Source organism: Dictyoglomus thermophilum H-6-12, from assembly GCF_000020965.1.
Classification (GTDB): Bacteria; Dictyoglomota; Dictyoglomia; order Dictyoglomales; family Dictyoglomaceae; genus Dictyoglomus; species Dictyoglomus thermophilum.
The window spans coordinates 1,060,045-1,073,960 of the sequence record NC_011297.1 but is presented as its reverse complement, the minus strand read 5'-3'; the positions used below and the strand labels follow the sequence as shown (position 1 = coordinate 1,073,960).

General features: G+C 31.3%; 14 protein-coding genes and 1 rRNA gene. 8 read left to right on the top strand and 7 right to left on the bottom strand.

All coding sequences use genetic code 11. The features are described 5' to 3' along the window. Positions 1–13: 13 nt before the first annotated feature. Both rrf and DICTH_RS05315 read left to right on the top strand, forming a co-directional pair. Positions 14–130: ribosomal RNA gene (gene rrf, locus DICTH_RS05325) — 5S ribosomal RNA — on the top strand. Positions 131–342: 212 nt separating this feature from the next. Next, positions 343–855 (top strand): TlpA family protein disulfide reductase, encoded by a 513-nt coding sequence (locus tag DICTH_RS05315; RefSeq protein WP_041723236.1) that lies wholly within the window; start codon positions 343–345, stop codon positions 853–855. A gap of 126 nt (positions 856–981) precedes the next feature. Here DICTH_RS05315 and DICTH_RS05310 read toward each other — a convergent pair whose 3' ends face one another. Continuing rightward, positions 982–1,527 (bottom strand): 5-formyltetrahydrofolate cyclo-ligase, encoded by a 546-nt coding sequence (locus DICTH_RS05310; RefSeq protein WP_012548776.1) that lies wholly within the window; start codon positions 1,525–1,527, stop codon positions 982–984. A 161-nt stretch (positions 1,528–1,688) separates the two neighbouring features. Here DICTH_RS05310 and DICTH_RS05305 point away from each other — a divergent pair, with 161 nt between their 5' ends. Genes DICTH_RS05305 through DICTH_RS05280 form a run of 6 tightly spaced genes read left to right on the top strand, consistent with a single transcriptional unit; the run spans position 1,689 to position 8,670 of the window. Further along, a complete protein-coding gene (locus DICTH_RS05305; protein ID WP_012547971.1) occupies positions 1,689–2,405 on the top strand; it encodes an ECF transporter S component in 717 nt (238 codons plus the stop codon). A gap of 6 nt (positions 2,406–2,411) precedes the next feature. After that, complete coding sequence (locus tag DICTH_RS05300) at positions 2,412–3,179, top strand: type III pantothenate kinase (RefSeq protein ID WP_012547518.1); 768 nt, start codon at positions 2,412–2,414, stop codon at positions 3,177–3,179. Positions 3,180–3,228: 49 nt separating this feature from the next. Then, positions 3,229–5,007 carry a FecR family protein gene (locus DICTH_RS05295; protein WP_012547959.1) on the top strand — a complete coding sequence of 593 codons (1,779 nt, stop codon included), beginning with the start codon at positions 3,229–3,231 and terminating at the stop codon, positions 5,005–5,007. Positions 5,008–5,016: 9 nt separating this feature from the next. Then, positions 5,017–6,852 (top strand): CHASE2 domain-containing protein, encoded by a 1,836-nt coding sequence (locus DICTH_RS05290; RefSeq protein WP_143707871.1) that lies wholly within the window; start codon positions 5,017–5,019, stop codon positions 6,850–6,852. Continuing rightward, a complete protein-coding gene (locus DICTH_RS05285) occupies positions 6,836–7,951 on the top strand; it encodes an HD-GYP domain-containing protein (protein WP_041723234.1) in 1,116 nt (371 codons plus the stop codon). Before DICTH_RS05290 ends, DICTH_RS05285 begins: the two co-directional genes overlap by 17 nt. Then, on the top strand, positions 7,936–8,670 hold the full coding sequence (locus DICTH_RS05280; RefSeq protein ID WP_012547358.1) for a DUF3307 domain-containing protein: 735 nt from the start codon (positions 7,936–7,938) through the stop codon (positions 8,668–8,670). The genes DICTH_RS05285 and DICTH_RS05280 overlap by 16 nt, the downstream gene beginning before the upstream one ends. Here DICTH_RS05280 and DICTH_RS05275 read toward each other — a convergent pair. The 6 genes from DICTH_RS05275 to rbfA are packed head-to-tail and all read right to left on the bottom strand — an operon-like array spanning position 8,633 to position 13,915. After that, positions 8,633–9,430, bottom strand: a complete 798-nt coding sequence (locus DICTH_RS05275; protein WP_012547922.1) for an HAD-IIA family hydrolase — start codon at positions 9,428–9,430, stop codon at positions 8,633–8,635. The two genes, DICTH_RS05280 and DICTH_RS05275, sit on opposite strands and share 38 nt — an antisense overlap. Further along, entirely contained in the window at positions 9,405–10,133 is a 729-nt protein-coding gene (locus tag DICTH_RS05270) for a biotin--[acetyl-CoA-carboxylase] ligase (RefSeq protein WP_041723232.1), read from the bottom strand. Before DICTH_RS05270 ends, DICTH_RS05275 begins: the two co-directional genes overlap by 26 nt. After that, complete coding sequence (locus DICTH_RS05265) at positions 10,130–11,713, bottom strand: bifunctional riboflavin kinase/FAD synthetase (protein WP_012548549.1); 1,584 nt, start codon at positions 11,711–11,713, stop codon at positions 10,130–10,132. The genes DICTH_RS05270 and DICTH_RS05265 overlap by 4 nt, the downstream gene beginning before the upstream one ends. Before the next feature lie 4 nt (positions 11,714–11,717). Beyond that, a complete protein-coding gene (truB, locus tag DICTH_RS05260; RefSeq protein ID WP_012547434.1) occupies positions 11,718–12,599 on the bottom strand; it encodes a tRNA pseudouridine(55) synthase TruB in 882 nt (293 codons plus the stop codon). After that, positions 12,574–13,572 carry a DHH family phosphoesterase gene (locus DICTH_RS05255; protein ID WP_012546932.1) on the bottom strand — a complete coding sequence of 333 codons (999 nt, stop codon included), beginning with the start codon at positions 13,570–13,572 and terminating at the stop codon, positions 12,574–12,576. The genes truB and DICTH_RS05255 overlap by 26 nt, the downstream gene beginning before the upstream one ends. After that, the gene (gene rbfA, locus DICTH_RS05250; protein ID WP_012547700.1) at positions 13,553–13,915 is read right to left on the bottom strand and encodes a 30S ribosome-binding factor RbfA; all 363 of its coding nucleotides are present in this window, start codon (positions 13,913–13,915) and stop codon (positions 13,553–13,555) included. Before rbfA ends, DICTH_RS05255 begins: the two co-directional genes overlap by 20 nt. Position 13,916 lies beyond the last annotated feature (1 nt).

Genomic DNA, 13,916 nt, shown 5'->3' with positions numbered 1-13,916 from the left:
AGGGAGGAAGGCTACTGGTGATTAGAGCGGAGGGGAAACGCCCGTTCCCATTCCGAACACGGAAGCTAAGCCCTCCAGCGCCGATGGTACTGCCCTGGCAACGGGGTGGGAGAGTAGGTCATTGCCAGAGAGCCTTCCTCCCTTTTTTTTGCTTTTTTGGTGATCTTTATGTGTTTTTAAAAATTATGTTAGGAATATTGACAAAAATTTTTTTATATTGTATGATTTTTATCAAAGATAGTTTGTTAATAAAACTTCCAGGCGAGGGTCCCCTTCCCCCCTCACCCATCACCCCCTACCTCGCCTGGAGGTTTTATTTTATAAGGAGGTGAAAATTTAGAGATGAGAAAAATTTTTAAGTTAAGAATCATCTTTATATTGGTATTTATGGTTATTCTTTCATCAACACTAGTATACTCTAAACAGCCTCAAGTTTCCGAAAATTCCCCAGCTGTTGATTTTACACTTCCTGATATTAAAGGTAAGAAATATACTCTTTCTTCTTTTAAAGGTAATGTAGTATTATTAAACTTTTGGGCCACATGGTGCCCACCTTGTAGATATGAGGTACCTATGTTAGATAGGATTCAAAAAGAATATAAAAATGAGAAATTTAAGGTAGTTGCTGTAAGCCTTGACAGTGATGTAAACTCTCTCAAAGAGTATTTAAAAAGTGTAAGTATAAGTTTTCTTGTCCTTTCTGACAGTAAGGGAAGTGTAGGATACATTTATAATATATTAGCCATTCCGACGTCCTTTTTAATTGACAAAAAGTTTATAGTGAGGAAAATATATTTAGGAATACTTCCTGAGAAAGAATTTAAAAAGGATTTGGAGAAATGGCTAAAAGATTAATCTTAAGAATCTTACTTTTGATCTTGATAATAGTTTTTATTTATGTTGGAATCTTAAAAAGTGAAATATTAGAAATTTTCAGAAATAGTACTTTATTATGTCTATCTTGCATAGGTATCCAATAGTTTAGGTTTTAATTATTCTTTTTTCGGTTATTACAATGTCAACCTTTTGATCGTGATCTTCATAAGGCAATTCTTCAAATAGAAGATCATCAAAAGTCAATCCTATTTTGATTGTTTCTTTCATTTTATTTAAAAATTTATCATAATAGCCTTTACCATATCCTATTCTATACCCTCTTTTATCAAAGGCTATTCCAGGAACGATTATTAAATCAAAGTGTTTTACTATAGTAGATTTTTCTGGTTGAAGGATTCCTAATGGGCCTTTTTTAAGGTCATTAAAAGAAAAGATTTCTCCAAATTTTAGATCGTCCTTCACAATAATAGGGCAAAAGATTCTTTTTCCTTCTATTAGTCCATGATAAATTATAAACCTGGTATCTACTTCGTCTTCTAAGGATACATAAGTGTTTATAATTTTGGCGTTCTTCCATATTGTTAATTTTTGGAGATTATGAAATATTTGATGGGATTTTTCTTCTTTTTCTTCTATTTTTCTTCTTTTTTCTTTTAATTCCTTTCTCAATATTTTCTTATCCAAATTCATCTTTTAATCCTCCTTGAATTTTGACTATATATTTATTATAATGTCTTCAAATAAAGCCTGCAGACCTAAAGGTCGCAGGACTGTAAGTTTAGGGAATTTTTGACGAGTTAAATCAAAAAACGGCATCCCTTTTAGGGAGCCGGAAGGGAGGTTTTAATTAAATGAATTCTAAAAAAGTAGCCCTTTCATCTATCTTTCTTGCTTTAACCCTTTTAATGGGTATTTCTCGTATTGGTTATGTTGCTGTTCCCACACCGGCTGGCGCTGCTACTCTTATGCATATCCCTGTAATTCTTGCTGGTATTCTATTAGGTCCATGGGTTGGAGCATTGGCTGGTTTAATGTTTGGGTTTTCAGCTGTTTTGTATTTCTCTCATATAGCACCTTTTTGGGTACTTTTACCCGCAAGACCCTTTATAGGTATAGTTTCTGGTTTAGTTTATGCCTTCTTTCTAAGGTATACGAATTACCAAAAAAAGATTAGAAATTATGCTCTTGTTATTATTGCGATTGCAATATTTTCCTTTTTGTATCTTTCAGGATTATTTATACTTAACGAGTGGTTCTCAGATCTGCTAGTTACGTATCCTATAGAGTATAGTTTTCTAGTGTCAATTGTTGCTTTTGTAATTTCCATTTCTATTATATTTCTTATTAAAGAAAAAGAAATAAAGATAATAGGTCTTGGAATAGCATCCTTCTTAGGAAGTCTTACCAATACAATCGGTACTTTAGGTCTTGCAGCAATGGCTAAGATTTTCCCTATTCAAGTAATTATTACTATCGGAATTGTTCAAGGAATTCCTGAGGCAGTGTTAGCCACAATTATATGCCCTCCTATTGTACTAGCTATAGAGAAGTTTGTTAAGAGGGAGTGATAAGGTTTGATTCTTACTATTGATATTGGTAACTCAAATATTGATCTAGCTTATTTTGATGATAATAAAATAATATCAAGTTATGAATTTGAAACAAAAAAATTTTCTACAAGTTATGAGTATGCGTTAATGATTGAATGGACTCTTAAAAGGGAAAGATTGCAAGAAAGAGAAGTTTCTGGTGTTGCACTTTCTTCAGTGGTTCCCTCTTTAACTTCTTCTTTCATAGAGGCTATAACTTATCTTTTTGGAAATCCTCCCTTTGTTGTAGAACCAGGAATAAAAACAGGAATATCTATTGAGACAGAAAATCCTAAAGAAGTAGGTGCAGATCTAATTTGTAATGTTGTTGCTATAGATGAGGAATATGGTGAGTGTGGTATTGCAATAGATTTTGGAACAGCGACTACTTTTTCTGTGATAGAAAAGAAAAAATTTCTTGGAGTTGCTATAGCTCCTGGAGTAGGTACTGCAACTTTTGCACTTTTTGAAAAAACAGCAAAACTTCCTCAAGTAGATATAAGAGCTCCTGAGACTTCTCTTGGTAGAAATACAATATCTGCAATACAAGCAGGTATTGTTTATGGTTTTGCGGGATTAGTGGATGGTATTATTGAAAGACAGATTAAAGAATTGAAGCATAAGCCAGTACTTGTAAGTACAGGGGGATGGGCAAAAAGGATCGTTCCGCATTCAAAATATTTAAGAGACAAGATTATCGATCCATTTCTTACGTTAAAAGGATTGTATTATCTCTATCTGAAGAATTTATGATATAATTAAAATTGGTTTAATAAAACTTTAAAATTGAGGTGAAAAGAAAATGATTAAGAAAATCTTAATCTTTATTTTAATTTTTTTTAGTATTCTACCAACTTTAGCCTTCTCTCAAGATTCTTCAAAAACAAGAGTAGCCATAATTACATATATAAAGGGGAATGTATATGTAAAAAAGCTAAAATCAGAGTTGTGGATTCCTGCCAAAGTAAAAATGGAACTTGCTTCGGGAGACAAAGTATGGGTTCATCAAAATTCTCAGGCTATATTACAATTTTCTGATAGATCTACGCTAAAGCTTGGATCAAATACTCAACTTGATATTTTAAATTTGGACTATGATAAAGATACCAAAAAAGAAGTTTCTATATTTAAACTACTTATAGGAAAGATATGGGCTACAATTGACAGACTGCTATCACAAGGAGAAAGGGTAGAGGTTCAAACTCCTACTGCTGTAGCAGGAGTAAGAGGAACTGAATGGATTCAGGAAGTCTTAGAAGATGGTACCACAAAAATCTGGACTTTGAGAGGAGTTGTTTTATTTACTGCTAAGGATAAAACTATAGAAGTAAAAGAAGGATTTAAAAGTATTGTAAAACCTGGTGAGTCTCCTGAGGAGCCTTCTAAAATAACGGAAATAGAAAAGTTTGATGAGGAAGAAAAGAAGGAGGAAAAGAGAGAAGAAGATAAAGGAGAAAAAGAGAGAGTTACTCCCTCAGGCGCTAAGAGTTCACAAAAAGGATCAATTTTTGCTAACAATAGCTTAGATTATGGAATTTTCAAGAAGGGTGACTTGACCTTAGCAAAATTGTCCTTCACTCCTGAACTTGCCTTAGGACCGATAAGGTTAGGCTTAGACCTTTCTCTTTATACTAATGCCGAGGATGTAAGTTACATTCAAGCAAGGGTTAAATATGGGGAACTAAATCTTCCATGGCTTGGCGTCAGATATGGAAATATTGATAATTTCAATTTGGGTTATGGGCTGATTGCTAATAGATATTCTACCTATGATATGGATGGCATAGTCTTAAGGTTAGAGAATCCTAAGAAAGGTGGCATTATAACCTTGCTCCCATCACCTTTTAATAGAGATGAAAATATAACTACCACTTATGCCCTAAGATTGTTCTATAGGCCATTAAATAAATTAGAAGTTGGGCTGAATGGAATGTTTGATTTGGATAGTGATATTTCTAAGAGGCAAGGAATTGTAGGAATAGATGCTGGATATTATTTTACAAGGAACCTTGTTGTTTTTGCGACTTTTGCTCAAAGAGTCATTCACGATGGAATTTCCTTAGAAGATAGCAGGGTACTTTCTGAAAATGGATTTGCTTTAGGATTACAGATGTCTGTCCCTATTATTAATTCAGTACTATATCTTCAAGCATTGAATTACTCTGATAATTTTGTTCCAAGTTACTTTAATGCCTATTATGAGAAAAATAAAATTCTAAATTTACTACCATCTATAGAGGAATCGAATAATAGAATAAGCGGAGCTATCTTAGGTTTTGATACAAACATCTTAAATATTATCTCATTAGGTATGAGGTATGAATCTTATAACTTTAAGATGCCTGCTTTGTATGGACAATTTAATCTTAAGCTTGGAGAAAGATTGGCTATAAGTTTATCTTACGAGCAAGATAATATTTCTTTGCCTTTTCAATTTATAAACAACAATACTATTTCTGTTTTAAATATGGTGTATCCTATTGCTCAAAATGTAGATGCTATTTTAACTGTTGAAAGAACCTATGATTTATATGGAAATCCTAAGGATGTGTATTATTTAACTACAAAAATAAATTTGTAATAAAGAGAAGTGTTCAAGATTGGACATAGCTTTAAGAGTAAAAAACTATACAAAAAGCTATCGATAATAGTACTTAGTATACTCTTGGTAATTGCTATATTTAAAATCCATTGGTTGTACAACTTAGAGTTAAGTTCAATTAATTTGAGATTTTCTTTAAGGGGCGAGGAAAAGGTAAGAGATCCTATAGTAATAATAGGGATAGATGATTCTTCTATAGAAGAACTTGGTAATTTCCCTTGGGATAGAAGAATTTACAAGGCTTTGATAGATAAGTTAGGTAAATATCCTAAAGTCATTGCTTTTGATTTATATTTTGATGTTAAATCTAGTGAGGACGCAGACAAAGTTTTCTCCGATTTATTGAAAAAGGATAAGAGGATAGTTATTGCTGCATTTTATACTGTAACTGATAATCCTAAATTTGGTTCTATAAAAAGATTATTTCTTCCATTAGATATTTTTTCAAAGAATTCTAAGGTTGGGCTTGTAAATCATGAGTATGATAGTGACGGGTTCATTAGACGTTTTGCTTTGACCGATAATGTTTTTGAGGTTAATTGGTATTCTTTCCCATTGTTAGTAGCTGCCGAATTTTTAGGGATTAGTCCTGAAAAGTATATAACTTATCTTGGTGATTCTTTTAAAAAAGAGAGTAAAATTTTAATCAATTATAGAGGGGGTCCTTATTTATATCCTTATTTTTCCTTTGTAGATGTGCTCAATGGCAATTTTGATCCTATGCTATTTAAAGATAAGATTGTATTAATAGGTGCAACAACTGAAGCACTACATGATACTTATTTTGTTCCTTTTTCTGGATATGTGAGAATGGGTAGCAAGGTTAGATTGGGTAAGATGCCTGGTGTAGAAATTCACGCAAATTCTATTGGCACATTGATTAGTAGAGATTTTATATATCCATTGTATAATGATATCCTAGTTTTTTTAATCTCTTTGATTTTGAGTACTTTTTTGCTAATTTTTTTAAATAATCTCAGCAATTTTGCGAAATTCATTATGATGTTATTTATAGCAATTTTATATTTAACCTTTGCAAATTTTATTTTCTCGAAACATAACATCCTTTTGCCTTATTATATCCCTGTATTTGGAATGTTTGTTTCTTATTTTTCAAATCTCGTTCACGATATTACATCTGAGGAAAGAGAAAAAAAGTTATTAAAAAATTTGTTTCAAAGGTTTGTATCCCCTAATGTGGTTGAAGAATTGATAAAACTAGAAGACAAGAATATTATTTACTCGAAAAGAAGTAATATAAGTGTACTTTTTGCAGATATAAGAAACTTCACTTACTATTCTGATCTCAGAGAACCAGAAGAAATGGTAAAGATATTAAATGAGTTTTTTGCTTTAGTAATAGAAATAATATTCAAATATGGTGGAACAGTGGATAAATTTATGGGAGATGCAGTTATGGCCATATTTGGTGCTCCCTTATATCATGAGGACTTTGCAGAAAGAGCAGTTTATTCTTCTTTAGAAATTCAGAGTAAATTGAGGGAATTACAGAGAGAATGGGAACTTAAAGGATATCCTAAATTTGAGGTTGGTATAGGGATAGCTACAGGAGAAGCCTTAGTAGGAATTGTTGGCCCTTCCCAAAAGATAGAGTATACAGCTATAGGTAGCACTGTTAATTTGGCTTCTCGTCTTGAGGGTATTGCTAAAGGAGGAGAGATTCTTATTTGTGAAAATACTTATGAAAAAGTAAAGGATAAATTCATTATAGAAGACTTGGGTTACGTAAATATAAAAGGGAAAGAAAAACCAGTTCATATTTACAGAGTGATAGGTATTTTAAAAGATGGCGAAAAGTATTAAGTATTTTGAGAACAAAGTAAAAGAGCTATCCCTATTATTAAATATTAGTTATAAAATTAATTCAAAACTTAATATTCATGAGCTATTGGAGCTTATTATGAACCTAGTGAAAGAAAATTTAAATGTTGAGGCGTGCTCTCTTATGTTGTTGAATAGAAACAAAGAAGAATTATATTTCGAAATAGCCTTGGGAGAAAAGGGAGAAAAAATAAAGAGGTATTCTCTAAAAGTAGGAGAGGGGATAGCAGGAAAAGTAGCGGAAACAGGAATACCAATTATAGAAAATGATGTAGAAAATAATCCCTTTTTTACCAGCAAGTTCGATTCTTTAACTTCTTTTAAAACAAAATCTTTGCTTTGTGTGCCCCTGGTATATCAAGATGAGATAATTGGAGTGATAGAAGTGATTAATAAAAAAGGCAAAAGTAAATTTAGCAAGAATGATTTGAAACTTTTGCAAGCAATTGCAAATCAAGCCTCTATAGCTATAAAGAACGCCCTGCTATATCAAGATTTAAAAAATCTTTTTTTTGATACTATAGAGTCTTTGGTAAGTGCTATTGATGCAAAAGATCCTTATACTCATGGTCATTCAAAGAGGGTCTCAGAAGTTGCTGTAATGATTGCTAAAGAGATTAATAATTCTGAAAGTTTTTTAGAAAAAGTGAAATTAGCCGGCTTATTACACGATATAGGGAAGATTGGTATTGATGAAAGAATACTTACAAAGAAAGATAAACTTACTCAGGAGGAGCGAGAGATTATTAAGAAACATCCAACTATTGGTAGAAGGATTTTAGAACCTATTGAGCTTTTAAAGGATATAATTCCTGGGGTGGAAGAGCATCACGAAAGATATGATGGGAGTGGATATCCAAAGGGTTTGAGAGGAGATAGAATCTCTCTTTTGGGTAGGATAATCTCGGTTGCAGATGTACTTGACGCGTTAACTTCTGATAGACCTTATAGAAAAGGTTTAGAGGTTGAATTGGCTGTTTTAGAAATTAGTAAGCTTTCTGGAATAGAGTTTGATCCTTTTATTGTAAGTATTCTTAATGATTTATACAAAAGGGGGAAATTAAATTGTTTTGGTTCTTAAGGTTGTTTTTAGCGCACTTAATTGCAGATTTCCCACTTCAAACTAATAAGATATTTGAGTTCAAGAAATCTACTCCCTATGGAATTCTGATTCATACTGGGATTTATTTTTTGATTTCTGTTGTTTTATCTATTCCCTATCTTAAAAATTTGGATGCATTGATTTTTCTAATATTTCTCTTTTTAGTTCATACTTTTATAGATATTTCAAAAATTAGAAAAGCTTCCTCTAAAGATGGTTTAAAAGAGTTTTTGTTGGATCAGGTTAAGCATTTTTTATCCTTAATTTTAGTTTTTTTATTACCCTCTAGTAGAGAAGTAGCCTATCTAAGTCTTCCAAGAGGTTTAGAAATTATAGAAAGAGTATATAATAGTGATTATTATATACTTCTTGGAATAGGGTATTTTTTTGTAAGTTTCGCAGGGACGATATTTTATTTTTATATAGTGAAAACTTTTGGAATTAAGAATTTTTTTAGCAAGAGTGGTATTTCGGTAAAGTCCAAATATTCAGAGGTCTTGTTAAGATCTATTATATTTTTCGTTTATTATCGATTTTCTTTTGCTGCATCTTTGTTTATCTTTGTTGCGTTAAGGGTTTCTGAAATATTAATTAATAAAAACTATAAAAGTGCACTATCTGCTTTTTTGATAACATTGTATGATTTTGTGTTTATATTTTCTATGATTTATTTTTTAAACACTCTTTTAGGAACATAGTTAGTTCCTTTAGATTTTCAAAAACAAAATCTGGTTTTATCTTACTTTTTGATATATCTTCTTTTTTTGAAATTCCAGTAAGAACAAGAAAAGTTTTGGCTTTAAGTCTTTTCCCCAAAAGTATATCGGTATCAAGTCTATCTCCAATTATTCCAACTTCGCTACTTTTTAATCCTAATTTTGATAAAGCAATCTTTCCCATATAAAGAGAAGGTTTACCAATTACAATAGGCTTTTTTTCTGAAGCAGCAGAAACAGCTGCTACCAAAGAGCCAGCTCCTGGATCTATACGATTTTCCATTGGAAATGTCTTGTCAGGATTTGTAGCAATAAATTTTGCTCCATTTCTTATTAGGTAATTTGCTTTTCTAAGTTTCTCGAAGTTGAAACTTCTATCAAGCCCTACTACTACTGCGTCTACATAGTCAGTTTCTTCAGTGATATCCCAATCTACATCTTTTATAGCTTTCTTTAATGCCTCTTCTCCAATTACATAGGATTTTCCGTTCTTTTTTAAATTTGATAGATATATAGCGGTAGCTACTCCAGAAGTTAAGATTTCATTCTCATCAGATTCTATATTCATACTTTTTAATTTCCTTACATACTCAATGGGAAGCTGAGTAGAATTATTTGTGAGAAATAAAAATTTTATACCTTGCTCTCTCAGGAATTCAATAAACTCCTTGCTATAAGGTAATGGCATATTTCCTCTGTATATGGATCCATCTAAATCAATTAGAAATCCCTTCAAATTCAAGGCTAACTCCTCCCCATTCATATCTTTCTATTTTTTTATTAATGGATAAAACTATTCCTCCATCTTCCGTTATATCTATCACCTTAGCTTTTGAATTTTTGTTTTTTATAATTGCTTCTTTACCAATATAGGGAAACTTATTTTTATAAAATTCAAAGATTGCTTTCCAATTATTAGGGAAATTATCCAAATTTTTTTCTAACTCTTTAAGTATCTCTAAGAGAAGGATATTCTTGTCAGGTATTGTTATGTAATTCTTAAGAGAAAATGCTTTTAGATCTTTTATTTCCTCAGGATCTACTTGTAAATTTATTCCAATTCCAGCTATGATATATTCTAACTCTTTTTCATACACGCTTTCTAATAATATGCCTGCTACTTTTTTGCCTTCATATTCAATATCATTTGGCCACTTGAAGTTTAGTTTGATATCCTTTAGAAAACTTTCTAAAGTTTTCAAAACTGAAAATCCTATAATTATTCCTAAAAAACCTGCTTTGATTGTTTTTAAATTTTCAGGCCTAAATATTATGGAAAACCATAATCCTCCTTTAGGAGAATGCCACTTTCTTTTAAATCTTCCTCTTCCTTGAGTCTGCTCTTCCGCTACTATAACAGTTCCGTGGGGATATCCTTTGTTCGCAAGGATGTGAGCAATGTCCATTGTGGAACTTATTTTATCAAAATAAAAGATCAATCTCATAAAGCTTTTAAATAAAGAGATAATATTTTATCGTAAACTTCTTCTATACCAATATCAGAATTATCAATAAAATATCCTTGGTTAGGGAACCTTAATGGAGCAATATCCCTATTTATATCTTGTTTATCTCTTTCAATTATATACTTTTTAACTTCGTCAATACTGATATTTCCCAAGTCTTTTGCTCTTCTTTCTGCTCTTACGTTTATATTTGCATTAACAAAAAGTTTTAAATTTGCGTTAGGGAATACAATTGTACCACTATCTCTTCCCTCAAGCACAAGACCTTTTTTTACATTTTTCAAATACTCCCTCTGAGATGAGGTCAAAATTTCTCTTACTTTTAGCATTTTCCCTATCATTGAAGCATATTTTCCTATCTCCTCTGTTCTAATAAGAGAAGTTAATTCTTTATCAGAAATAAAAACTCTAAATGTATTTTTATCAAAGGTGAATCTTATTGGATTCTTGGATAGGAATTCTACGATTTCATCTTCTCTTAGGAGATTTTTCTCCTTAGCAATAAATCCCACAGCTCTATATAAGGCACCACTGTCAATGTAGTCAAAATCAAGTTTTTGGACGATAAATTTAGCAATGGTGGTTTTGCCTGAGCCTGCGGTACCATCTATAGTTATAATTTTTACTTTTGACTCTTCTTTAATTAAATCTCTTATCACTTCTAAGTCTTTTTGAATTTGAGCTCTAAGTTTATCTGTAGAGTCAAACTTCTGATCAGATCTTACATAATCCTCTAAAACTATTTCGACTTTCTCACCATACAAGTGATCATTAAAATCTAATATATATGCCTCAACTCTTGTTTCTTTTCCTCCGAAAGTTGGTCTTGTACCTATATATATTGCCGCATTATAGATATCTCTTCTTACTTTAACTTTTCCTTTATATATTCCTGTTTTAGGTATTAATTTTTCTTTTTCATACTTTATGTTTACTGTAGGAAAACCTATTTTGGATCCTAGGTTATCTCCCCTTTCTACAATTCCATTAATAAAATATTTATAACCCAAAAGTTTATTTGCAATATTTATTTTTCCTTCCAGAAGTAAATTTCTAATATAACTACTTGAGACAATATTAGAATCCTCTTTTTCTAAAGGCACTATTTTTAAATTAAAATTATACTTTTCCCCAAGTTCTCTAAGAGTATTGACATCTCCTGATCGGTTTTTACCAAAAAAGAAATTACTTCCTACGCATAAACATGAAATTGGAATAGTATTAACAAGTAGTTCAATAAATTTCTCAGGAGATAAGCTTCTGATCTCTTCACTAAAGGGTAGGATAAAGGAGTAATCAACTCCCTTTAAAGAAAAAAAATTTAATTTTTCATCAGAGGTTAATAAAAAAGAAGAGATATTTTTAAGATTTTGAGGAAAAGCGTTTTCAAAAGTTATTACTCCAGAATTAAGATTGTTAATTAAGGCTGTATTTACGAGTTCATCTATGATAGAAGTATGCCCTAAATGTAAACCGTCAAAAACGCCAATAGTGATGGCAAAACCTTTTTTATCTTCTAATTTATTTAACTTAATTTTCTTTATGTGATCTCCAAGCATATCTTCAAACCTCATTTTGTGGAAAAACTTTATCAGGTTTTATAATATTACCTGAAACTTTACCCACTGCTATAAATCTACCTTGTGAGTTTATAATTGAAATGTAAGGAGATTCTATTGTTGAAAGTCTTGCTTCTATAGCATTTCCGTTTAAGATTTTTTTCTCCTCTTCCTCAGAAGTTTTATAGACAGGAAAGTCTAATACCTCTAAGGGTGATAATAATTTTTTTGTAATTCCTTCTTTTATCTTATTATAGGGAATACTATCATTTACTGAAAGATGACCTATATCAGTTCGAACTAAGAATGAAACTAATGTTTTTGTATTTAATTTTTCACCAATATCATGTACAAGGCTTCTTATATAAGTGCCTGAGGAGACTTTAAATCTAATTAAAGCTGTATTTCTTGTTTTATCAAAGTTAAGAATCTCGGATTCATATATAGTAACTTTCCTTTTTGGAAGACTTACTGAGATGTTTTTTCTTGCCAAATTATAAGCTCTTTCTCCTTCGATATGAACAGCAGAGTAGGGGGGAGGTGTTTGCTCTATTTCGCCTGTGAAATATTTTTTCAAAGTTTCTTCCAATATTTCAGTATTCACTGGTTTTTCTTCTTTATCGTAAAAAAATCTGTAGGATTCTCGGTCATAAGTATCGCTTGAAACGCCAAATAGTACCTCTACAATATAAGTCTTAGGGAGTTTCAAAAGATATTCTTCTAACCTTACATATTTTCCTAATCCAATTATTAACAGGCCACAAGCTCTGGGATCTAACGTTCCCATGTGTCCTACTTTTTTTTCTTTCGAAAGCTTTTTTACCCTTCTTACTACTTCAAAAGAGGTTATTCCAGGTGGTTTATTTATAAGTAAAAACCCATTCATCGGAGTTTATATATTCATCGATTTTTTTAATAAAATCTTGATATGAATTTATTTCATTTCTATTTATTTGAAAACCTGCTGCCTCCTTATGTCCTCCGCCACCAAACTTAAGAGCTAATTTACCCACATCTATTTTATCTTTTTTAGATCTTAGGCTTACTTTTACTCTTTCTTTGTTATAAGGATAAAATAGTACTACAATATCTGCTTCTCTTAAAGTTCTTAAAAGATCTATTATTCCTTCTATGTCCTCATGAGAGGCATTGTTATTCTTTAGATCTTCTTCTTCAATAAAACTCCAACCTATGTTTTTATATAACTGCAACCTAGATAAAGAAATTCCCATAAGCTTTAAAGATGACATTCTCCTTTTTTCATATATTTCTTTTGAGATTTTAGATATATTAGCTCCTTTTTTTACAAGTTCACTTGCTATTTTTAGGGATTTGTAGCTCGTATTTGAAAATCTAAAACTCCCAGTGTCGGTTATTAAGCCAGTGAGAATACATTCAGCAACATTGAGTGAAATTTCGTATTTTAGCTTTCTTATGATTTCATATAATATCTCAGTAACAGAGGCCGCTTTGGGATCGACAATATTTATATCACCAAAATTATTGTTGGTGGGATGATGATCTATATTTACAAGAATTTCTACTTTTTCTTTTACATCAAAGGTCTCACTAATTCTATTTTTATCGCCAGAGTCAAAAACTATTCCTACTTTATATTTTCTGTTTACATCTTTCACAAGTCTAAGCTCTTTCTTAATCAAAAACTCATAAAAATAAGGAAGAGGGGTATTCATATAAATTGTCGGATTTTTATTTAGTTCCTCAAGAAGATAATAAAAGGCTAATATAGAGCCTATAGCATCCCCATCAGGATTACTATGAGTAAATAGAATAAAATCCTGATTATTTTCAATTATTGCTTTTAGCGATGTTAGTAATTTACTCTGAGTCTTGTTCATCTTCAAGCCCCAACTCTTTAAGTTTCCTTAAAATCCTATCGCCTTTTTCAAGAGAATCGTCGAGTTCAAAAAATATTTCGGGGACAAATCTTATTCTTAAATCTTTTCCAAGTTCACTTCTTATAAAGCCTTTTGCACTCTCCAACCCTTGCATTGTTTGTTTCTTTTCCTCTTCAGATCCGTATACGCTCACATATATATGTGCATATCTTAAATCTTTACTCATCTTTACCTCTGTTATTACTAAAAAGGAAGATATTCTCGGGTCTTTTACTCTCCTAAGTAAAATTTCACTTATTTCCTCTCTTATTAGGGCACTCAATCTTTCTTGTCTCTGTCTCATT

Coding starts and splice junctions, on each gene's coding strand:
- truB (WP_012547434.1), bottom strand. CDS start 12,599: ATGAATGGGTTTTTACTTATAAATAAACCACCTGGAATAACCTCTTTT.
- DICTH_RS05315 (WP_041723236.1), top strand. CDS start 343: ATGAGAAAAATTTTTAAGTTAAGAATCATCTTTATATTGGTATTTATG.
- DICTH_RS05265 (WP_012548549.1), bottom strand. CDS start 11,713: ATGCTTGGAGATCACATAAAGAAAATTAAGTTAAATAAATTAGAAGAT.
- DICTH_RS05255 (WP_012546932.1), bottom strand. CDS start 13,572: ATGAACAAGACTCAGAGTAAATTACTAACATCGCTAAAAGCAATAATT.
- DICTH_RS05305 (WP_012547971.1), top strand. CDS start 1,689: ATGAATTCTAAAAAAGTAGCCCTTTCATCTATCTTTCTTGCTTTAACC.
- rbfA (WP_012547700.1), bottom strand. CDS start 13,915: ATGAGACAGAGACAAGAAAGATTGAGTGCCCTAATAAGAGAGGAAATA.
- DICTH_RS05285 (WP_041723234.1), top strand. CDS start 6,836: ATGGCGAAAAGTATTAAGTATTTTGAGAACAAAGTAAAAGAGCTATCC.
- DICTH_RS05310 (WP_012548776.1), bottom strand. CDS start 1,527: ATGAATTTGGATAAGAAAATATTGAGAAAGGAATTAAAAGAAAAAAGA.
- DICTH_RS05270 (WP_041723232.1), bottom strand. CDS start 10,133: ATGAGATTGATCTTTTATTTTGATAAAATAAGTTCCACAATGGACATT.
- DICTH_RS05295 (WP_012547959.1), top strand. CDS start 3,229: ATGATTAAGAAAATCTTAATCTTTATTTTAATTTTTTTTAGTATTCTA.